Here is a 19475-nt window from a genome sequence, read left to right as displayed (position 1 = left end):
AATTTTTAAATAATCAGCGCCAGCCTTCAACATCGGCCAATCGATCCAGTGCCCCTTCCAGCATGGCGCGTGCGTGTCCTGCCGTACGTTGCAGGTCGCGGTGAAGAGCCGCATCTTGGGGGCTGCGGCTGACACATTCGGCACTGTAGGCTTCGAAGCTGTTGAGGTTCAGAATGAGTTCAACCAGATGGCGCGGACATTCGCAGTAGGGGTTGTTGGCCGAAGCCAGGAAAGCCGACAGCTCAGCATCGGTAAAGCGTTGCCGTGCCGGTGCGTCATTGCTGGCTGGCAGACGGGTGGTGACGTCCGGGTTCACCGGGCTTTGCAGCAGGGTCTGGCACAGGGTGGCAATTTCACGAGGGTCGGAACTGGCTCGAGCCACCTTGAACCCGGCCTGACGCAGGCGGCGGATGACTTTGCCGGGCGCAAACCGGTACAGCACAATGGCTTGTCGGGCATCACAGCTTTGCTGGATGCCGGTGACCAGGGCCAGTGTATTGTCGGTCAGGGTGGGCAGTTCGACGATCACGGCGTCAATATGGGCATCTTCAAAGATTGCGGCGGCCTGCTGGGGCATCATGCTGTGGCATACGACTTCAAGCGGGCCATTGCGCAGGGCTTCGATGACTGTCGGGCTGGCCATGAACGTGCCGGCCAGACCAACCTTGAAATGGCGTGAGGGGGCCTCGGGGGCAGTGCGCATGTCTTGCAGCGTGGCGGTCGGCATGCGTGCCACTGATCCGATCGGGTAGCCGGCGTCGACCAGTTGCTTGATCAGGGTCAGGCGCTGGATGTCATCGCTGGAATACAGGCGCTGGCCGCGTTCGCTCATGCGTGGGCCAACGACGTTGTAACGACGTTCCCAGACGCGCAGGGTTTCAACGGGGACGCCCGTCAGGCGGGCGGCGGTGCCACTACGGTACCCGGACGTTGCGGCATTGGATTTATCAGTGCTGTTTGTCATGACCAGGAAGTGAACCTATATAAAGTTGAAATCCTGGTCATTATAGCCAAAAAATGCGATACAAAAAGGATTGTCCGAGATAATTTCGGGTCAATTCAGTATTTTTTACAGGAATCGGGTCAATTGAGCGAGGCGTTCGTGTAAAAGACGGGTGGGATGCATTAAATTGAACCGTATCTGTCCTGCCTGGTATGTTCCTGCTGTCCCACATCATTCCAGGTTGTCGTGCAATGCAGACACCTTCAAGCCATCAAGGCATGTCCCCGATGGCTGTTATCCGTGTTCCCGATGGCGGTTGCACCCGGTCATGAAAGTTCCCGGACAACGCTCAGGTTGTCGCGTTTTGTTTCCAAGCCGGGGAAAACCGCCAATTGCAAATGCGTTCAGTTCAATGTAATGTCAGGAAACCGTAGTTCAGTAGGCTGAATGTCAGTGTTTTGTCAGACAGTTTTGGCTGGCTGTATTAACGGTCATAACAAATTAAAACGGAGACAACGCATATGGTTAATTTCAACCTTAACGGCGCAGCCGTGTCGGCTGACGTGGCTGACGATACGCCCTTGCTGTGGGTGCTGCGCGAGCATTTCGAACTGACGGGTACCAAATTTGGTTGCGGTATGGCCCAGTGCGGTGCCTGTACCGTGCATATCGATGGCGACCCCCAGCGCTCGTGCGTCATGCCTGTATCGGCAGTCAGCGGCAAAAACATCACGACGGTCGAAGGGCTCATGAAAACCGAGCAGGGCAAGGCGCTTGAGAAAGCCTGGATTGACGAGCAGGTCGCCCAGTGTGGTTACTGCCAGTCGGGCCAGATCATGACCGCCGCCAGCGTTATCCAGAAAGCAAAAGGTCCGTTATCGCGTGAAGAGGTTCTGAACGAAATGTCGGGCAACTTGTGCCGCTGCGGTACCTATAACCAGGTTGCCGCTGCCGTGGTCAACGCACAAAAAGCCCTGTCTTAAGGAGAACCGCATGACGATTCAATCAATTTCACGTCGTTCGTTTCTGGTGGGTAGTGGCACGGCCATGGTCGGTGTCATGCTGGGCGGTGGCGGTATTGCCTCGCTGGCCCAGGCGGCCGAACAGGCGGGTACTTCTGCAGGTTTCAGCCCCGTGGCGTGGGTCAGTATTTCGCCTGACAACACCACATTGATTTATTCCCCTGCCGCTGAAATGGGGCAGGGCACGATGACATCAATTCCGGCCATTCTGGCCGATGACATGGAGCTGGACTGGTCGTTGGTACGTGTCGAGCAATCGCCCAGCGTGGCCAAACTGTTTGGTAATCCGAAATTTGGCGGGGGCATGGTGACCGGTTCGTCGCGTACCGTTGTCGGTTACTACGAGGTCATGCGCCTGGCCGGGCTGCAGGCCAAGTTGGCGCTGGTCAACCTGGCCGCCCAGGCCTGGGGTGTGCCGGCAACTGAAGTTGTGGCCGAGAAAAGTGTGCTCAAACATGCCGCCAGCAATCGGCAAATGACGTATGGCGAGGCTGCCGCACAAGCCAAGGGTCCGGTCGAGGCCCCGGCCGTCGATAAAAGCATGCTCAAGCCTATGTCGCAATTCAAGATCATCGGCACTGACCAGCCGCGGGTTGACTTGCCGGCCAAGTCCAACGGTACGGCCAAGTTCGGTATTGATTTCCGGATGCCCGGCATGGTCTGGGCTTCGGTGTTGTATACCCCGGTTCAGGGCGACAAGCCCGAGGCGGTTGATGATGCCGCCGCGCGTGCGGTCAAGGGTGTCAAAGACGTTGTCAAACTGCCGTTTGGTGTGGCCGTCGTCGCCGATTCGTTCGCCACCGCGCGCAAAGCGCGCGATTTGCTGAAAGTGACCTGGACGACCTCGTCGCCCTCGCGCGGGTATGACAGTGACGTCGTGCTCAAAGACTTTGTGACCAAGGCCGAGAATGTCGGCGAGGCCGGCGATGTCTGGCATGCCCAGGGCGATGCCGCCGCCGCGGTCAAGGGGGCCGCCCGTACCATTGCCGCCACCTACACCACTGAGCACGTTGCCCAGTGCACGATGGAGCCGATGAACTGCACGGCCCGGGTCGATGGCGACAAGATCGAGGTGTGGGTTCCGTCACAGTCGGCCAGCATTGTGGTGGGAACGCTGGCGGCAGTGGCCGGTTTCAAACCTGAAAACATCACGGTCAACCTGACGCTTCTGGGCGGGGGTTATGGTCGTCGTGTCGAGGCCGATTACACCATCGAGGCCGCGTTGTTGGCCAAAGCCATGCCGGGCGTGCCGGTGCATGTCATCTGGACTCGCGAAGATGATTTCCAGCGTTCGCGCGGCCGCCCATTGACGGCGCAGCATCTGGTTGCGGCACTGGACGACAAGGGCAAGCTGGTGGGGTGGCATCATCGTGTGGTCTCGGAAGGTATTTATGCGCGCGTCAACCCGAAAGCCTATGCCGGTGCGGGCAACAAAGACGCACCTGTCATGGAGGCGGCCGATACCATCTACGATATTCCCGATCAGCGTATCGAGCATAACCTCGAAAAGCGTGGCATCGATGTGTCCTTCTGGCGTGCGGTGGGTGCGGGTTATACCAAATTCGCCATTGAAACCGTGCTTGATGAAGTGGCGCAGGCCACCAATAAAGATCCGCTTGATCTGCGCCTGGAGCTGACCCACAAGAATCCCCGCGCGCAAGCCGTGCTGAAAGAGGTTGCGGCGATGTCGGGTTGGGGCAAGCCGCGCACCGATGGTCGGGCACTTGGGTTGGCGTTTTCGGATGCCTGGACTACGTTCATTGGCATGGTCGTCGAGGTGTCCATGAAAGAGGGGCGTCCGCATATTCACCAGATCTGGGCGGCGGTTGACTGTGGTCACGCCATCTCGCCGCGCAATATCCGCAGTCAGGTTGAGGGTGCCGCCATTTTCGGTATTTCATCCATGCTTTACGAAAAGCTGGTGTACAAGGGCGGCCAGGCGCAGCAGCGGAATTTCAATCAGTACACGCTGTTGCGAGCCAACCAGACGCCACCGATCGACGTGAAGGTCATGCCCACCGATAACCCTCCTGGCGGTATGGGCGAGGTTGGTTTGCCGCCGGTGGCACCCGCCGTTGCCAATGCGGTGTTCACGCTGACCGGCAAGCGTATTCGCAGCTTGCCTTTCCCTGTCATTACATAATCTGCATCATGGCCCAAGCAGGGCGTAACCGGTTCAAGGCGCGGTCAGGTAAGGCCTGACCTGCTCCAGAGCGGGTTCGTTTTTATGAAAGTCATCGGGGTAGTAGCCGATGTGCCTTACCCCTTTGGCCTGGAGCCGTATCAGCCATTGTTCGAACAGGTTCGTCGGAACGGCAGGGTTGTCTGGCAGTGACCAGTCTTTGGTTTGAAGCTCAAACAGGGTTTTGGCCAGACCCTGTGGGCGGGTCGCGACGACGTCGATCAGGGTGTCGATCCAGGCGGCTGAGGCTTGCGGGGTGATACCCTCCATCAGGGGCATGGCCATCACCGCCACAATATCGTAATGGCTCAAAAAATCGTCAAAGTCCTGGCTGAACCAGGCGCGGCTTTCGGGGTCAAGTACCGGGCGTGCATAAATATTTCGCGCTGTCAGTATCCGTTGGGTTTGCTTGGTCTGGGCGCGGTCGCGCAGCCGTAGCGTAAATTGTGTCAGCGTACGGGTTTTCAGGCGCGTCCAGCGCTGAAAATTCCGGGTGTCTGAGTGCAGGTCCGTCAGTGTTCCCGGCAATCCATGGGCCACATACACCGCCAGTGCGGCTGCGCTGGCGTCTTCAAAATCTCCCAGCAGCGCATCGTCATGAAACAGCAGGCCATCCAGTCGGGCGTGTCCTGACAGGTCTTCATAGATTTTCTCAATAGCCCTGCGGGCATCTGCATCGAAAGGTGAGAGTCGTTGATACTGCTGAGTATCGGTATCGGTATCGGTATCGGTATCGGTATCGGTATCGGTATCGGTATCGGTATCGGTACTTTTCCGGGGCTGCCAGCGCAAGACCCGGGGCAGGTCTTTTTGCAGATCAAACGCCAGCACGGGCATCCAGGCAAAAACAATTACACCGGCCTCGCTGCGCAATCGCTCGGAGACTGGTTTGAACAGGTTTGCCCGCATGGGCAAATGCTGGTTCGGGAAATACAGCGCGCGTACCAGCCCGTCGCCCGTCGGGTCGGCAAAGGCCTGTAAAAACTGTATTCACGCCCAGGTTGATGATGCGCTGTACCAGCAGGTCAGCGTTGCGCCGGGTTTGTGCGGGGTCGGGGTCGTAGACATAGTCCAGGTCCACGTGGGCGACACGCAGATGTGGTTCCAGGGCGGCTGGCGTTGGAGTGTCTGGCGGGTTGGCAATGTGCGGCGGTTGTGCTGCTGTGCACAGTGGCACGCACAGCAGAAGCGACCAGGTCATGGTCTTCAGCACCCGGTTAATCATCGCCTTCGTTATCATCACGCGCTCGCCGGAAGAGTCTTTTTCCTGATTTTTACAGTTCGGCATCGCCTTGAGAATGGGCTTTACGGCGTAAAGGCGCAGCTGCCACAGACCGCTTGTGATGACGTCAAATCGTTGTTTTTGGTTCTAAGTGCTTTCCCTTATTCATTTTGTTTAGCGTTGATTGCCTAGCAATTTAAACATAACATTATGAATGCATAGTTTTGGTGCACTGGTGCACTGGTGCACTGGTGCACTGGTTGCAGTGCAGTACTGGCGGGCCAGAGTTGTGCGTTTTCGAAAAATACTCCAACAGGTTGCCGGCATTGGGTGCGGTACCAAAAAATACTCAGGGAGACAGAGTGAAGAAGCTTATTCTTGCAACAGCGGCTGCCGCATTGGTGCCGTGCGCCGCTTCAGCGATGACGGTGACGCTTTATGGTGTGGCCGATGCCAACATCAGCTATTTTCGTAACAGTGAAAACAGCATCACCAGCATGAATTCGGGTGGTCTGGGGGTCACGCTGGGGCTTGCGTGGCGTTGAAAAGATCAGTGAGACGCTGGATGCGGTCTTCGTACTTGAAAGCGGGTTCAATATCAACACAGGTACGTCGGCTCAAGGGGGCGCCTGTTCGGACGTCAGGCCTACACGGGTTTGCGCAGCAAGGATTTTGGGCAGATCATCATGGGTCGTTTGCAGGGGCTGGGGTATGAGTTTGGTGGCAAGTACGACCCGATGATCATTGCACCGGGCTCGGTGGTGGGGTCCCTGACCGGAGAGAACCCTACCCCTGGATGTACAACCCGTTGTCAGATCCCGCCCGCATGGATAACGCCATTCAGTACCGTACACCTAAATTTGCCGGTTTCGAGTTTGCCTACCAGCATGGGTTCCGCTCGTCGCCGACGGCAGTGAACCGTTCCAAAAGTTTCGACTTGGCCATGCTGAACTATGACAACGGCCCGTTAACCGTCACGTATGCCTTTGGTCGCAGTCTGGGTACAACGTACGCTGATTCTTATACAGGGCGCCAGACTGAACATGCCTTGGGCGTCAGCTACAAGTTCTCGTGGGCCACTGTCTTTGCCAGCTACCAGCTCAGGAAGTCCGCGGGCTATGACGGGTCAGACCGCGCCTGGCAACTGGGTGCACGCGTACCCGTCAGCAAGTCAGGGCACGTGCATTTTGCCTATGGTCAGGCCAGCAACGAGGTGCCTTTCTTGCCGCGTGGCGCAACAACCGAGGTACGCGACTGGGATATTCGCTCGTGGGCCGTGGGTTACGTTCACAATTTGTCCAAACGGACCTTGTTGTACACCTATTTCAAGCAGCTGGACAATCGTAACAACGCACGGCAGACCATTTTCCCCCGGCGGCTTGCCTGCCCCGCAAGCCAAAGGCGAGCGTGTAAGCGCTTTCGGTATTGGTATGCAGCATCGTTTCTGATGGCTGCGTGAGTTGCTAAAGAGAACACGCCCCGTTGCCTGCTGATGCCGGGGCGTTTTGCTTGCTAAAAAAGCACATTCAAGTGTGCGAACAACGCCCGGGAGGCATTCATGATCAGTGCAGGAGATTCACCCTGGAAGTTTCTGGTGATGTGGTTAAGGCTTTACTTCGCCTTTCATTATCTGAAGTCAGGTCTTTATTACGTGATTTTTGATTTCATCCCCGACTTCAGCAAGGCTGGTGCAGTGGGTCCGTATTTGCTTGAAATGACGAATATCGGGTTTTACCCTTTCGTAAAGTACCTGGAAGTCATTCTGGGTGCCATGCTGTTGTTCAACCGTTTTGTGCCGCTGGCCCTGATCATCATGGGCGGAATCACGGTTCAGATTGCGTATCTAAACCTTATCGTTTCACCGGCACCACGTCAAAAGTTTACGGGTACGCAAGAGCTGTTGCTGAACGGCAGCCTGTTGCTGGCCTATGGGGGCTATTACGTGAACTACCTGCGCGCCAAGGCTGCACCTTACTTCTTGTGGGAAGGGTTCAAAGATCGTGCAGACTATCGCTGATTCAATCATCCGGAGCATGCCATGAGCACCAAAATCCAGAACAAGCATATCTTTATTCTCGCTGCGGTCGTCGTGATATGGACGCTGATCGTCATTGGGTTTTCAACGTCCATGGGCGCTCGCCCGCTGCGCATGTACGATTGGGGCCCGCCGGTATTTTCAGGTCTGATTACACTGGCCTTCATGCTGAAAGAGAAAACTCCAGCCGCTGATGTCTTGAGTCCAGAAACAAGCCCCTTTGGCTGCTGCAAGGCATGCAAAGGGGCCTGTTTGATTTCAGGCCGATTTGACCAGCTGCTCGCACAGTCTCGAGGCTTGAGTCATGTGTTCAAGGCCTTCGATATCTTTAATGATCGACGCAATTTGCGCGGAGTTCAGACCTGCTGATGCAGCGCAATCCTTGAACTTCTGCTCGAACTCTGCGGGCGTCAAGGGTTGATTGGGTTCGCCCTTTGCCGTCATCGCTGTTTCAGTCAGCTGTCGTCCGTTGTTGAGTTCAACAACCACGCGTGTCGGGCCAACACCGCCGCCCTTGGTCACCATGGTGTCATCCAGTGCCGTATTCACTTTCTGTGTGAGCGCCAGAATGGTCTTGTTTTGCAATGCGGCCGGTGTGAAGTCGTCCAGCGTGATCTGGCCGTTGTTCAGGATGGTGGCTACAACCCAGGGGTTGCTGAACTGCGCCTGCACGTTGGTCTTGGGTGCGCGTTTGGTTGCGACGGGATCTCCCAGAAGTTTGTATTCTGCCGGGCCGTTGTAAATGGTGATGGACTTGACATCGTTGATCGAAAACTGCGGGTTGCGTGTTACAGCCAGTGCCGCGTCAACCGCAGTGTGGCTGCCCCGGCATGAGGGATACGGCTTGAAGGAAAGGTCGGTGGTTGCAAACTGCTTGCCAAGACTGCCTACCAAAGCCTCACGGTTGTAGTGACCCTTGTGGTACTGGTAATAAAGCCCTAGCGGCCCTTCCAGAACGCCGCGCGCACCGGTGATGCCATGGCGTGCCATTTGGGCCGCAAGAACGCCGGCGCTGCAGGCAAAGCCGGGTCCCATTCGTTTTGTCAGTGCGCTGTCAATATGTGCCTGCGCATTACCTGCCGCCTGATGATAGGCAATCCCGGCGGCGTTGATCATCTGGTCTTTCGTTAGCCCTAGCAGTTTGCCTGCAGCAAGCGCTGATGCAATGTAGCCATAGGTGGTCGTGTTGTGCCAGCCGATCTTGAACGGATTCACGCCGGGTTGACCCGCCAGGGCAAGGCGGCAGCTGATGTCGGTGCCCAGCACAATGGCGACGATGATGTCTTTACCTGTTACGCCTGGAACCTGTTCTGCAATTGCCAGGACGGCGGGAACAGTGATGACAGCGGGGTGCACGTAAGATTTTTCGTGCGTGTCATCGTAATCAAGGGCGTGTGCCATGGTGCCATTGATACGTGCTGCTTCATGGGCGGGAACCCGGGTCCGGGTTCCCCAGACGTGGCTGTCCGGGCGACCACCGTTGTGCAGCGTGAATTCACGTAACTGCGTGACCCCTTCGGCGTTCTGGCCTGCCAATGAAACTCCCAGTGTATCCAGAACCTGTTGTTTCGTGATGGCGATGACATTGGCCGGCAAGCGGTCGTAGGTTGTTTCGAGGCAAAAATTCACGATATCGACAATCGCATCTGTCGAAGCGTCTTTTCTGGGGGCAGGGCGGTCGTTTGCGGGCTCTTTGGCGGATTGGCTTTCCTGGGCCTGTACGCTACGTCCAGCATACATGGCAGCGATAGCGGCCAACGAAGTCTGGGCGAAGCCGCGACGAGAAATTTTCAGTTCTTTCATGGTGTTGTCTCCGTGGTGAAAAAGTTTTTAATCATGGCAACCAAAAAAACGGCCCGCGCCGGTTGGAGCCGGTTGGCGGGCCAAAGTCTGGGGAAGCACTTAAAACCGTGTGGATTTGATATTTCTTGTCTGAGTGGTTGGGGAATTATTTGAAAATTTCAGGAATGCGTTTGAAATCAGACAAGCTGCCCATTTCGGCATCGAACTTCAGCATGGGCAGGTAATACCTGATGTAGGCCAGCAGCAGGACAACGTTCATGTAAAGGCAGGCCGTGCCCATGTAGGTTACGCTCAGGATGCCGTCGTAACGCTGGTTCAGGAATACGGCGTTGTAGAACACCATGGCGCTGATCGGGAACAGAATCACCACGCCCAGCGGTACAAAAATCTTGCAGACCAGCATCAGGCCGCCAATGATTTCCAGGGTCTTCACAATATCGAACAGGCCGATTTCAACAAATGTGATCAGCATTTTGTTCGAGTCAGGCAACGTGCCGAAAGGTTGAGGGAAAATCGGCTGATAACCCAGTTCGTGCAGCCAGTAGCTTGAGCCACTGACAATCATCCAGGCCCCAGGTACAGTCGCAGGAAAGAGATGATCAGGGCACCGATGGTGCGGGCGTCGAATTTCAGGTGTTGTGTCAGATTCATGGTTGCTCCGAAGTCGATTTAGTTGGTAGCAGGGGCGGTTGTCTGGTTTGCGGCGGCCAATGTGCCGGGCTGAACCAGGCGTTCACGCGTTGCTACACGGCCACCGCGAATATTGAAAATTTCCAGATATTGCTTTTGTGCCGGGTCGCCTTCGATGGTGTACCAAACGGCCACATTGAAGCCTTCAGCAATGACTTTTTTAACCTTGGGCTCGAAGGGCTTGCCCTCTGGCAAGATCTGGTCAGCCGGGACTTCGTCTTTGGTTTTTGGTGTCAGAAACGTCTTTGCAGCCTTTTCAAGGTCGCCTTCCTTGTAGGCCATGTCCATATACATGGCGACGACGTCGCGCGGAAGCTCGCCTTCACCCGGCGACCAGGTCCAGCGCGGGTTGTTATGCAGGTTGCTTGCGGTCCAGGCGATGAACGCCAAACCAAAAAGAATCGATAAAAGACGCATGAAAACTCCTTGAGAGATAGTGGTTTCGTTTTTGTTGAAGGGTAAGGGTTAATAGGTCAACGGGTTAATTCATTCGAGGGTTAAAGGTGCTGAATGAAACGTTCATGCCGCACCAGTGCCTGCAAGACATCGGGGGTCAGTTGTGCTGCCGTGGGTACGCTGGGATATGTTGATCGCAGCGTTGACGATGCCGCGCGGTCAACCATGGCCTGAATATCAGACAGGTGTGACGGGCTGGCCTTGGCATTGGCAAACAGGCCCAGCCAGGCGCGAAAGTGAAGCGCTTTCAAACCAAGGCTTTCTTCAATGGTAGGCACATCGTGGGTGGCGTCACGCGTATTGTCAGCAATGGCAATCGGTCGAATTGCGCCGTTTTTATAGGCTGCTGCGGCAGGCCCGATGCCGGTGCCCAAAGCCCAGTCCACTTCGCCTTTTTCCACAGCCTGATAAAGGGCGCCAAGGTTCGGATAGGCAATATGCATCATCTGGCTACCCGTAGCTTTGGCCAGTTTTGCGCCATAAATCCGCCCCAGGCTTTTGGGTCCCCATGACCCATAGCGAACAGCGCCCGGGTTGGCGTGTGCGTGCGCTACCATTTGTTCAAGCGATTGCCAGCGGCTTTGCCGGCCAACGACAATGAAAAACGGGTTGACCAGCAGCGGTGCAACCGGGCGCAGCCGCAACGCGGCTTCAGTGCCTGGCGACTTCTGGCCGAATCCCGGGGTGACCACATCGTTGTTGCTCAATACAAAAGCTGATCTTGCGTACCGGCCAGGTCAATGATGTCAGCCGGACGAATCTGCCTGATGCTGAATTGTGTTGCCGGTGATGTCTCGACCAGTTGTTGCCCCAGGGCAGCCACAAACCTGCCCGGACCGCTGGGTGCCGGAAATACACTGTTTATGGTCAGTGCCGAAACCGGCATGCTGTCGTGTGTACGGGCAAAGCCGCTCAAGTGAGCCGCGCCAACGCCGGCAACGGCCAACGTTGCCGCGCGCAAAAGAAACCTGCGTCGCGACGGGGCGGTGGCGTCGGGTGCCAGGGCTGAACCCGTCCATGGTTTGGACCTCATGAATGTCTCCTGTGCCAGGCGCTTTCGGGCAATAAATAAAATTCATGCTCGTCAGCGCCAGGGTTTTGTCTTAAAATTGTTAGGCGATATTAAATCCAAAGTTGTAATACATGCTAGTTAGTGTAAACACGGATGCGTCGTTGTGGTCGGGTGTGGCACAGTACTGGCCTGACTGCCTTTTAGGGTTAACAAACAAATTCTGTTCAGGTCCCAAGGCCTGCATGTAATTGGAGGAGAAACGAATGTTTTTGCGCAACGCGTGGTATATGGCCGGCTGGTCGACTGATTTCACGGCAGACAAGCCGGTTGCAGTCAAAATGCTCAAAGAGCCTATCGTGGTGTATCGCACAGCCGATGGCGGCATTGCTGCCCTTGAAGACCGCTGCTGTCACCGTCTGGCCCCACTTTCCGTAGGGGTTGTCGAGGGCGACGATATCCGTTGCATGTACCACGGCATCAAATTTGCGCCTGATGGCAGCTGCACCGAAATTCCCGGACAAGACCGTATTTCGCCGGCTGTTCGCGTCAAAAGCTACCCGGTTCAAGAGCGCCATGCCTGCGTCTGGGTCTGGATGGGTGACCCCAAGAACGCCGATGAGTCCCTGATCCCCAAAATCCACGGTTCCGACGACCCGTTCTGGGCACTGGGCTGTTCCACCCTTGATATTGCCGCAAATGCTGAACTGATCTGCGACAACCTGCTTGACCTTTCGCACGCGCCGTTCGTGCATGCCGGTACCTTTGCCGGTGCTGACCCCGAATCCATCAAGCTGATGCTGGCCGGCGAGGCCAAACGCGAGCTGGTCGAACTGTCGCATGGCGTGCGCGCCGAACGCTGGCAGCTGGGTCGCACCTCGCATATCTATCTGGGTGATGTCGCCACCGATGAGCATGTTGTCAGTGATTTTGTCACGCCAGGTGTCTTTACCCTCACGATCACGACCTACACGCCCGGGGTGCTTGAGCGTGCCAAAGACAATGGTGGCCAGCTCGAAGAGCCTTTCTTCATGCGTACCACCAATCAAATGATCACGCCGATCGATGAGCACAGCTCCAAATTCTTCTTCAACTTTGGCCCCTGGGCCAAGTCGGCTGAACTGAAAGAGCACGCGTTTTCGATTGCCGCAAAAGCGTTTCTGGAAGACAAAGCCATTATTGAAGCCCAGCAGGAAATGATCGACCAGTCGCCTGACAGCAAAATGATCATGCTGGCCATGGATCAGCCGGTGGTCCATTACAACAAGATTCGTGACCGTATTCGTGTCGAGTACGCAGAGCTTTAATCTTTACACGAACAACGAGTCCGACCGGTTCTGGCCAGGCATCACCCGGTGTCTGGCCGGTAACGTACCGGGAGTCGGCAGGCGTTAGCAATTACGGAATACGTTATGACTGATTTTTCTGGCAGTGCACGTGGCAAGGGGGCGCCTGAGCGCTGGGACCACGAGGCTGATTTTGTAGTAGTGGGTTTTGGTGGTGCGGCGGCAGTGTTTGCCATGACGGCGGCCGGTGCCGGTGTCGATGTGCTTATTCTTGAAAAGGGCGAGCAGGGCGGTGGCAACTCGGTGTGCGTGGCGGGTGGCCTTATCATGACCCCGACCGATGACGAGCAGGCCATCGAATACCTTGACTGGTTGTGTGCCGGGCAGACCGGACGCGACGTGCTTGAAATGTTCGTGCGACGCATGAAAGACATCCCGGCGTTTCAGCACCAGCTTGATCTGCCGGTCAAGGACAACGCAAATCCATTCCGGATCGGCGGCTTTTTCCCCGAATTTGTGCGTGCGCCGGGCAACGAAGGGGTTGCAGGCATGAGCGTCGTTGCTGCGCCCGGGGGTGCGGGGTTGTATAACGCCATTGCGGCCAAGGCACTCGAGCGTGGCGCTCGTGTGATGTATAAAACCCCGGCAGTCAGCCTCGTGCAAGATCCGTTCAGCGGGGAGGTTTTGGGAGTCATCGCTCAGGACGAGCACGGTAATGACCTGTACATCAAGGGTCGTAAAGCCACAATTCTGGCCTGTGGTGGTTTTGAATGTGATGAAGAACTTTTGCAGCAGCACGTTGCACAGTGCCCGGTGTATTTTGCCGGTAGCCCGAACCTGACCGGTGATGGTATCCGGATGGCGCAACGTGCCGGGGCCAAATTGTGGCACATGAATGCAGTGGCTGGCCCTTTGAACTGGGGTATCAAGGTTGAAGAAGGCTATGTGTACAACACGTACGACTTCAACAAGGTTGCCGGTTTTGGATACAAGCATGGCGTGTTCAAGGATGCCGGTAGCGTCATCATTGTGAATCGCAAGGGGCGTCGTTTTTACAACGAAACCATCGACACCTCACTGGTACAGCACGGTTTGATGAATCGTCCGGTCTGGCTGGCCATGGACACTGAAGTACCTGAGTACCTGAACGTTCCCAGCTTCCTGATATTTGACGATAAGGCGAAAGCTGCCGGTGCCGTCATGTCGACACTCAATTCGCGTACGCCACGCTGGAGCGAAGACAATCAGGCCGAGCTTGCAAAAGGCTGGATCATCCAGGCAGACACGCTCGAGGAACTGGCAGCCAAATGTACGTATCCGCGTATTCCCGGCGTGTGCGAAGCCGGTTCAATGGATGCCGAGGGTCTGAAAGAGACTGTCCAGGCATACAACGCCGCGTGTGCGCAAGGCGATGGCATCGAATTCGGGCGCCAGGAATTTACCGTACCGCTTGATAAAGGCCCGTATTATGCGGTTGGCCCCATGTTTCCGGTCTTCCTGAATACCCATGGCGGGCCGCAGCACGACAGCAGCCAGCGCGTGCTTGACCTTGACGGCAAGCCCATTCCGCGCCTGTATGCCATTGGCGAGTGCGGGTCGTTATGGGGGCCGTACTACAACTCGATGGGTGACATTTCCGAATTTATTGTGTCGGGGATGGTTGCTGCCGAGTCGGCCCTGGCGGAGCCGATGTCTGTGGCCTGAGGCGCCAAATCAAAGCCCTCGTTCAGCCAGTACCCCAAGCAGCAAGGCTTCTACCGCCGAGCGTTCATTGTGGTACAGGCTGATCAGGGTCTCGCGATCGTGTGCCGCAAGAGCCTCAATCAGCTGACGTTCTTCGTGACCATCAAAACCCGTAGGTTTCGGGCTTGAGGTGGCCGACATCAGCAATGACCGGTAACGGTCGGTCAGTGCCCACAGGCGAACCACCTCACGGCGGATCAGGTCGTGTGGCGAGAGCCTGAAAATTTCCAGATGAAATTCGCGCTGCCGTATCAACCAGAGCTGGGGATCTGTTTTGACCAACTGTTCCAGCTCGTCAACTTTGGCGCGCATGGTATCCAGCCAGGTGCCGTCAGGCCATTCAACCGTTTGCAGCAGCTCGACCTCAAGCAAATGACGCAGCCGGTACAGTTGCCGGGCTTCCGCGCTGGACAGAGGCGACACAAAAAATCCACGTTTCGGGTCGTGCGTGACGATGCCTGTTGTTGCCAGCAACTTCAGGGCCTCGCGTACCGGGACGCGACTGGTTGAAAACCGTTCCGCCAGTTCGGCCTGACCCAGGTGAACACCAGGCGACAGCGTGCCACGGTTAACAAGGAACTGGATCTCTTTCGCGATGCGCGCCGGTACGTCCAGGGTGGAGTCTGCAAGGGTGTTCAAGGTTGACCTGTCTGCAAGTGAATGGGTTGAGTGAGCTTTTCCGGGGCGTGCTGGCCCCGATGACCTGAATAAATCCGGTTTTTACGAAGTTTGATTTTACAAGCTTGGGAATATTGTGTAATCTTCACTTGAATGCAAGATTGATAGGCAATTTTGTTAGTAGAAACACCTATTTGAGTTTGTAAGGCAATTTGGAATAATCATTTCAATTCCAGCGGCGCTGTGTCAGGTCCGCACGAGCCAGATAAAAACACCGGCCGGGCACTCATTGCCTGTCCAGGCCGGGGCACCAAGACATACGGAGCAAAAAATGAGCATTGCAGTCTTATCCCCCAATGGCGGCACCGTAACCGCAGGCCAGGCGCCAGCGACGACGTTATTTGTGGCGACCATCCAAGGGGTATTGCGTTTCGAACGCCCCGGCCCAGATGCGGCCTGGACGCTGACCGGTCGTTCACTGGTCGAGTTCCAGATCAGTTCCCTGCTGCATATTCCAGGCCGGGACCGTCTGTTTGCCGGCACGCATGGCGGCAAGGGCCTGTGGGCCAGCGATGACAACGGTGATACCTGGGCCGAGGTCAAAGGCGGAATGGATACGCCGCATGTCTACATGCTGATTGCGCAGTCCCGCCCTGAAGGTGTCGCCATTTATTGCGGTACCGAACCCGTCGGGCTGTATCGCAGCTATGACTATGGCGATACCTGGGAAAAACTTCCCGCAGTGGCCGATGTGCCGGGCAACGAGCTCTGGACGTTTCCGCCGCCACCACATATCGCGCACGTCAAGCACATTGCCTTCCACCCTGATCATCCCAAAACGCTGTATGTCTGCATTGAGCAGGGCGCCTTGCTCAAGTCGGAAGACGATGGCTACAGCTGGGTCGAGCTGACCGATTACGAAGATGCGGCCAAAGTCGAGGAAAAATTCCGTCGCGACAATCACCGCGTTGTGATCAAGCCGTCCAACCCGAACCACCTGCTGCTGTGTGGCGGCGAGGGCATGTTCCGCAGCCACGATGGCGGCATTACCTGGGATCACGTGCTGACACGCCAGTCGCGTATCGGCTATCCCGACGCCATGTTCCTCGACCCGTGCGACGAGAACACGGTCATTATCGGTGGTCCCGGCAATGCCCCCGCGACTGGCGTACTTCCAACACGTCCGATGCCACTGTCATGGTCAGTACCGATTTCGGCTCTACCTGGCAAGAGCGTCGGGCGGGTTTGCCGGTCAATGTGATTGGCAACATCGAGGCAATGGGGCTGCACCATACCGGTGACGACATCATGCTGACCGCCGGTACCGCAACCGGTGAGGTCTATGTCTCTTATGACCGTGCCCAAAGCTGGGAAGCGATTGAGTTGAATGCGCCACCCATTTCCAAGGCGGGTCATTACCGCTGGTTCCTGAGCGATGAGCGCCGGGCCCAGATTGAAGACGCCATGCGGGCCTGGAAGCCCGAGCATGTTGCCTGATTCACAGAATAATTCCGGAGTAAATAATGAGTGTTGCTGCTGCTATAGAGGCTCATGAAACGGCAAAGTTGCCGGTTATTGCCTCAATCGATGCCGCCCTGGCGGTTGCCCGTCAAATGGGTCCGAAAATCCGCGCAATGGCCAATGACACCGAAGCCAATCGCATTGTGTCAAAGGACATTGTTGCGGAAATGAAAAATTCGGGCTTGTTCAGCTTGACCACACCCAAAGAGTTCGGTGGCGCTGAAATGGGTTTTTCGGCGGTGGTGCAGGTAACGGCCGAGCTGGCTCGTTACTGTGGCTCTACCGGCTGGGTGTTTGGTGTGCTGGCTGGACATAGCTGGTTGCTGAACTACTTCCCCAAAGACGTTCAGAAAGAAGTTTATGGCGACGGTACCCGCCTGACCGCAACGGTATTTCGCTTGGGCGGCAAGGCCGTTCAAGAGCCGGGCGGTATTCGTATCACCGAGGGTGTCGGCCGATTCTGCAGTGGTATCGATCATGCCGACTGGGTGGTTGTGGGTGCTACGGTCGAAATGCTTGATGGTTCGGTTGCGCCGCATTTTGCCATCGTCTCCAAGAAAAACCTCGAGGTGCAGGATGACTGGTTCACTGCCGGTATGCGTGGTACAGGCAGCCGGACGATTCACATTCGCGATGCCCTGGTGCCCAACGGCTGGGCGGTGCCGTTTTCGAAAATGAATGAGGCCGGTGCCAAAGTGGCCAAGGCCTTGGGCAAAGAGGTTTACGCCATCCCCTGGACGGCCATCTTGCCGTTTTCTCTGATCGGTGCGCCGATGGGAATGGCGCGTGGTGCTCTTCAGGCATTCATTGATGGACTGAAAGGCCGGGTGCAAAGTTTCAATCCGCAGCAGCAGGCCGAGCAGTCCGCAACATTCGAGCGTTTGGCGGCTGCGGCTACGGATATTGATGCGGCACTGGCGCTGGTTGTCGCTGACGCCGATTATTGCGACAGCATCGCTGACGCCAGCGCAATGACACCAGTCAAATGTGCGCGCATCAGTGCCAATTGGGCGTGGGCCGCCCAGACGTCACGCTATGCCGCGACGCGTCTGTTTGAGGCGGGTGGGGGAGTGGCATTTACAACAACTCCGAAATCCAGCGTTTCTGGCGCGATGTCAATTCGGCAGCCCAGCATATTGCCTTTACCTGGGACAGCTCCATGACGTCGTACGGTCGTTCCCTGCTTGATTTACCCGCCAACCAGTACGGCGTGAAAGGGCGCTGAGCCCTGGAAACTGAAGGAGAACGTATATGGAAAGTCTTGCTGCTCTGTCTGATGTTCGTGCCGACCTGTTGCACGATGTCTTTGACTGCCGCCCCGAAACGTTGCTGGCTTTGGCCGATCGTGTTGACCAGTCTGTCGAGGATATCCAGCTGGTCTACCGCGAGGCCGAAATGGATGAGCTTTGGCGTGCGGTTTCAATCAATGTGATGGAACTTCAGCACACGCGGGCAGCGCCCGGAAAACTGGCCTTCTGGCTTGAGATCAAAGATGAGGTCATGCGTATTCACGACATCGTGGGTATTGACCTTGATAACGCATTGGCAGCGGTTGCACTGCGCCAATTGGCAAGCAGGGTGTCTGCCGCTTAAGGCAGTACAGATATTTGATAGTTATACGGAGGAAACAATGCTTTCAAGAGAAGACAACGATATTTTGACCCAGACTGATGCCGGTACGCCATTGGGCGACCTGATGCGACGGTTCTGGATTCCTGCCCTGCTGTCCGAAGAGGTTGCCGAGCCCGATGGCGCGCCACGTCGCTTCCGTTTGCTGGGCGAAGATCTGATTGCTTTCCGTAATACCGACGGTGTTGTCGGCGTGATGGAGGAAGCCTGTCCGCATCGCCGCGCGTCCCTGGCCCTGGGTGTCAACGCTGAAAATGGCGTACGCTGTCTGTATCACGGCTGGAAATTTGATGTGAATGGCGAGTGTGTGGACACCCCTGCCGAGCCCCCGGCTTCAGCATGGTCGGCAAAGTCCGTGCCAAGGCGTATCCTGCCCGTGAAGCGGCTGGTGTCATCTGGGCCTACATGGGTCCAGCCGGTGAAGAGCCTGTTTTTCCCGACTTTGAAATGCTGGGTTTCCCCAAAGGCCATGTTGCCGCTTTCAAGATGCTTGAAGAGTGCAATTACGCCCAGGCGGTTGAAGGTACGATCGACTCGGCACATGCCGGCGTACTGCACCGCGAAAGCCCTGGGGTCAACCTGCCAAGTACGAACACGAAAAAGACCTTTCGCCCAAACTTGAAGTGGAATACACCAAGTACGGTCTGCGTTATGGCGCGGTACGCAATCTGAAAGATGAAGGCTTGCTGCATGCCCGGGTTACCGAGGTGATTCTGCCTTTCTTCACTTTGATTCCGCCCGACGGTGCCGGTGTGCGCAAGTTCCGTCGTATGGCCAATGCGTTTGTTCCGCGAGACAACACATCGTGCTGGCACATCCAGTGGTTCTTCGATGAAACCCAACCGGTCGACATCGAGTTCCGCATCAAGGAAGGCGGGCACTATATCGATGAAAACTACCGCAAGCTGCGCAATCTGAGCAACTGGTATCAGCAAGATCGTGAAATGATGAAAACCACCAATATGTCGGGCATTGAAGGCATTCTGGTGCAAGACCACGCGGTCAGCGAAACCCAGGGCCCCATCCTGGATCGCACGAAAGAGCATCTGGGCGGTTCCGATGTGGCTGTTGTGGCCTGGCGCCGTCAAATGATTCGTGCCGCGCGTGATTACTCAACCAAAGGTGTGATTCCTGCGGTTCTGGGCAATGATATTCCCTGGTCCAAAATCCGTGCATCGACCGTCCGGTTCTCCAACGAGTCGAACTGGAAAGCCGAGGTGCCTCTGCTGGCTGAAGTGGCTCTGACTGCCAAGGGTTGATTGTGGCTGGATGGCCCGCTGCCTTGTGGCGGGCCATCGCTGTACGGAATTTTGCTC

At 56.3% G+C, this 19475-nt stretch carries 17 protein-coding genes and 4 pseudogenes; 13 read left to right on the top strand and 8 right to left on the bottom strand.

Translation table 11 applies throughout. The features are described 5' to 3' along the window. Nucleotides 1-13 precede the first annotated feature (13 nt). Nucleotides 14-964, bottom strand: a complete 951-nt coding sequence (locus tag N7E01_RS06060) for a MerR family transcriptional regulator (protein ID WP_289174956.1) — start codon at nt 962-964, stop codon at nt 14-16. 500 nt (nt 965-1464) lie between these two features. Between N7E01_RS06060 and N7E01_RS06055 the strand changes: the two genes are divergently transcribed. Both N7E01_RS06055 and N7E01_RS06050 read left to right on the top strand, forming a co-directional pair. Further along, nucleotides 1465-1926 carry a (2Fe-2S)-binding protein gene (locus N7E01_RS06055; protein WP_289174955.1) on the top strand — a complete coding sequence of 154 codons (462 nt, stop codon included), beginning with the start codon at nt 1465-1467 and terminating at the stop codon, nt 1924-1926. 10 nt (nt 1927-1936) lie between these two features. Further along, entirely contained in the window at nt 1937-4108 is a 2172-nt protein-coding gene (locus tag N7E01_RS06050; protein ID WP_289174954.1) for a xanthine dehydrogenase family protein molybdopterin-binding subunit, read from the top strand. 33 nt (nt 4109-4141) lie between these two features. On the opposite strand, the pseudogene pgaB reads toward N7E01_RS06050, so the two are convergent. Continuing rightward, a pseudogene (pgaB, locus tag N7E01_RS06045) lies at nt 4142-5348 on the bottom strand (poly-beta-1,6-N-acetyl-D-glucosamine N-deacetylase PgaB). Nucleotides 5349-5731: 383 nt separating this feature from the next. Between pgaB and N7E01_RS06040 the strand changes: the two are divergent. The 3 genes from N7E01_RS06040 (at nt 5732) to N7E01_RS06030 (ending at nt 7386) form a co-directional block, all read left to right on the top strand. After that, nucleotides 5732-5914 (top strand): hypothetical protein, encoded by a 183-nt coding sequence (locus N7E01_RS06040; protein ID WP_289174953.1) that lies wholly within the window; start codon nt 5732-5734, stop codon nt 5912-5914. A gap of 281 nt (nt 5915-6195) precedes the next feature. Then, complete coding sequence (locus N7E01_RS06035; protein ID WP_289174952.1) at nt 6196-6828, top strand: porin; 633 nt, start codon at nt 6196-6198, stop codon at nt 6826-6828. A 99-nt stretch (nt 6829-6927) separates the two neighbouring features. Next, nucleotides 6928-7386: a hypothetical protein gene (locus N7E01_RS06030; protein WP_289174951.1), complete on the top strand. Its 459-nt coding sequence runs from the start codon at nt 6928-6930 to the stop codon at nt 7384-7386. A 276-nt stretch (nt 7387-7662) separates the two neighbouring features. Here the strand turns inward: N7E01_RS06030 and N7E01_RS06025 are convergent, their stop codons facing one another. From N7E01_RS06025 to N7E01_RS06005, 5 genes are all read right to left on the bottom strand, one after another. Then, entirely contained in the window at nt 7663-9207 is a 1545-nt protein-coding gene (locus tag N7E01_RS06025; RefSeq protein ID WP_289174950.1) for an MmgE/PrpD family protein, read from the bottom strand. A 145-nt stretch (nt 9208-9352) separates the two neighbouring features. Further along, complete coding sequence (locus N7E01_RS06020) at nt 9353-9772, bottom strand: DoxX family protein (RefSeq protein WP_289174949.1); 420 nt, start codon at nt 9770-9772, stop codon at nt 9353-9355. Nucleotides 9773-9876: 104 nt separating this feature from the next. Beyond that, nucleotides 9877-10314 (bottom strand): hypothetical protein, encoded by a 438-nt coding sequence (locus N7E01_RS06015; protein ID WP_289174948.1) that lies wholly within the window; start codon nt 10312-10314, stop codon nt 9877-9879. An 80-nt stretch (nt 10315-10394) separates the two neighbouring features. Beyond that, complete coding sequence (locus N7E01_RS06010) at nt 10395-11060, bottom strand: tripartite tricarboxylate transporter substrate-binding protein (RefSeq protein WP_289174947.1); 666 nt, start codon at nt 11058-11060, stop codon at nt 10395-10397. Beyond that, on the bottom strand, nt 11057-11386 hold the full coding sequence (locus tag N7E01_RS06005; protein WP_289174946.1) for a hypothetical protein: 330 nt from the start codon (nt 11384-11386) through the stop codon (nt 11057-11059). Before N7E01_RS06005 ends, N7E01_RS06010 begins: the two co-directional genes overlap by 4 nt. Nucleotides 11387-11628: 242 nt before the next feature. Between N7E01_RS06005 and N7E01_RS06000 the strand changes: the two genes are divergently transcribed. Together N7E01_RS06000 and N7E01_RS05995 are read left to right on the top strand one after the other, a co-directional pair. Next, on the top strand, nt 11629-12669 hold the full coding sequence (locus N7E01_RS06000; protein WP_289174945.1) for an aromatic ring-hydroxylating dioxygenase subunit alpha: 1041 nt from the start codon (nt 11629-11631) through the stop codon (nt 12667-12669). Between the two features lie 105 nt (nt 12670-12774). Then, nucleotides 12775-14352, top strand: a complete 1578-nt coding sequence (locus N7E01_RS05995; protein WP_289174944.1) for an FAD-dependent oxidoreductase — start codon at nt 12775-12777, stop codon at nt 14350-14352. Between the two features lie 9 nt (nt 14353-14361). On the opposite strand, the gene N7E01_RS05990 is transcribed toward N7E01_RS05995, so the two are convergent. Beyond that, nucleotides 14362-15030 (bottom strand): GntR family transcriptional regulator, encoded by a 669-nt coding sequence (locus N7E01_RS05990; protein WP_289174943.1) that lies wholly within the window; start codon nt 15028-15030, stop codon nt 14362-14364. A gap of 310 nt (nt 15031-15340) precedes the next feature. On the opposite strand from N7E01_RS05990, the gene N7E01_RS05985 reads away from it, so the two are divergent. The 6 genes and pseudogenes from N7E01_RS05985 (at nt 15341) to N7E01_RS05955 (ending at nt 19418) form a co-directional block, all read left to right on the top strand. Then, on the top strand, nt 15341-16270 hold the full coding sequence (locus N7E01_RS05985; RefSeq protein ID WP_289174942.1) for a WD40/YVTN/BNR-like repeat-containing protein: 930 nt from the start codon (nt 15341-15343) through the stop codon (nt 16268-16270). Further along, nucleotides 16207-16506 carry a hypothetical protein gene (locus N7E01_RS05980; protein WP_289174941.1) on the top strand — a complete coding sequence of 100 codons (300 nt, stop codon included), beginning with the start codon at nt 16207-16209 and terminating at the stop codon, nt 16504-16506. Before N7E01_RS05985 ends, N7E01_RS05980 begins: the two co-directional genes overlap by 64 nt. 26 nt (nt 16507-16532) lie before the next feature. Further along, a pseudogene (locus N7E01_RS05975) lies at nt 16533-17755 on the top strand (acyl-CoA dehydrogenase family protein). Nucleotides 17756-17781: 26 nt separating this feature from the next. Further along, nucleotides 17782-18123, top strand: a complete 342-nt coding sequence (locus tag N7E01_RS05970; protein ID WP_289174939.1) for a hypothetical protein — start codon at nt 17782-17784, stop codon at nt 18121-18123. Next, nucleotides 18023-18430 (top strand): annotated as a pseudogene (locus N7E01_RS18525) (Rieske 2Fe-2S domain-containing protein); the annotation flags it as partial. The gene N7E01_RS05970 and the pseudogene N7E01_RS18525, both read left to right, overlap by 101 nt. 68 nt (nt 18431-18498) lie before the next feature. Beyond that, a pseudogene (locus N7E01_RS05955) lies at nt 18499-19418 on the top strand (Rieske 2Fe-2S domain-containing protein). Nucleotides 19419-19475: the final 57 nt, after the last annotated feature.

It is taken from the genome of Neopusillimonas aromaticivorans (assembly GCF_030344915.1).
GTDB lineage: Bacteria > Pseudomonadota > Gammaproteobacteria > Burkholderiales > Burkholderiaceae_B > Neopusillimonas > Neopusillimonas aromaticivorans.
This window is presented reverse-complemented; position numbering and strand designations above follow the sequence as displayed.

What these genes read in the sequence shown, in the direction of transcription:
- N7E01_RS05970 (WP_289174939.1), top strand. Translation starts at nt 17,782, where the DNA reads ATGGAAAGTCTTGCTGCTCTGTCTGATGTTCGTGCCGACCTGTTGCAC.
- N7E01_RS06005 (WP_289174946.1), bottom strand. Translation starts at nt 11,386, where the DNA reads ATGAGGTCCAAACCATGGACGGGTTCAGCCCTGGCACCCGACGCCACC.
- N7E01_RS06035 (WP_289174952.1), top strand. Translation starts at nt 6,196, where the DNA reads ATGGATAACGCCATTCAGTACCGTACACCTAAATTTGCCGGTTTCGAG.
- N7E01_RS06015 (WP_289174948.1), bottom strand. Translation starts at nt 10,314, where the DNA reads ATGCGTCTTTTATCGATTCTTTTTGGTTTGGCGTTCATCGCCTGGACC.
- N7E01_RS06000 (WP_289174945.1), top strand. Translation starts at nt 11,629, where the DNA reads ATGTTTTTGCGCAACGCGTGGTATATGGCCGGCTGGTCGACTGATTTC.
- N7E01_RS06030 (WP_289174951.1), top strand. Translation starts at nt 6,928, where the DNA reads ATGATCAGTGCAGGAGATTCACCCTGGAAGTTTCTGGTGATGTGGTTA.
- N7E01_RS06050 (WP_289174954.1), top strand. Translation starts at nt 1,937, where the DNA reads ATGACGATTCAATCAATTTCACGTCGTTCGTTTCTGGTGGGTAGTGGC.
- N7E01_RS06060 (WP_289174956.1), bottom strand. Translation starts at nt 964, where the DNA reads ATGACAAACAGCACTGATAAATCCAATGCCGCAACGTCCGGGTACCGT.
- N7E01_RS06025 (WP_289174950.1), bottom strand. Translation starts at nt 9,207, where the DNA reads ATGAAAGAACTGAAAATTTCTCGTCGCGGCTTCGCCCAGACTTCGTTG.
- N7E01_RS05995 (WP_289174944.1), top strand. Translation starts at nt 12,775, where the DNA reads ATGACTGATTTTTCTGGCAGTGCACGTGGCAAGGGGGCGCCTGAGCGC.
- N7E01_RS06055 (WP_289174955.1), top strand. Translation starts at nt 1,465, where the DNA reads ATGGTTAATTTCAACCTTAACGGCGCAGCCGTGTCGGCTGACGTGGCT.
- N7E01_RS05980 (WP_289174941.1), top strand. Translation starts at nt 16,207, where the DNA reads ATGGTCAGTACCGATTTCGGCTCTACCTGGCAAGAGCGTCGGGCGGGT.
- N7E01_RS05985 (WP_289174942.1), top strand. Translation starts at nt 15,341, where the DNA reads ATGAGCATTGCAGTCTTATCCCCCAATGGCGGCACCGTAACCGCAGGC.
- N7E01_RS06020 (WP_289174949.1), bottom strand. Translation starts at nt 9,772, where the DNA reads ATGATTGTCAGTGGCTCAAGCTACTGGCTGCACGAACTGGGTTATCAG.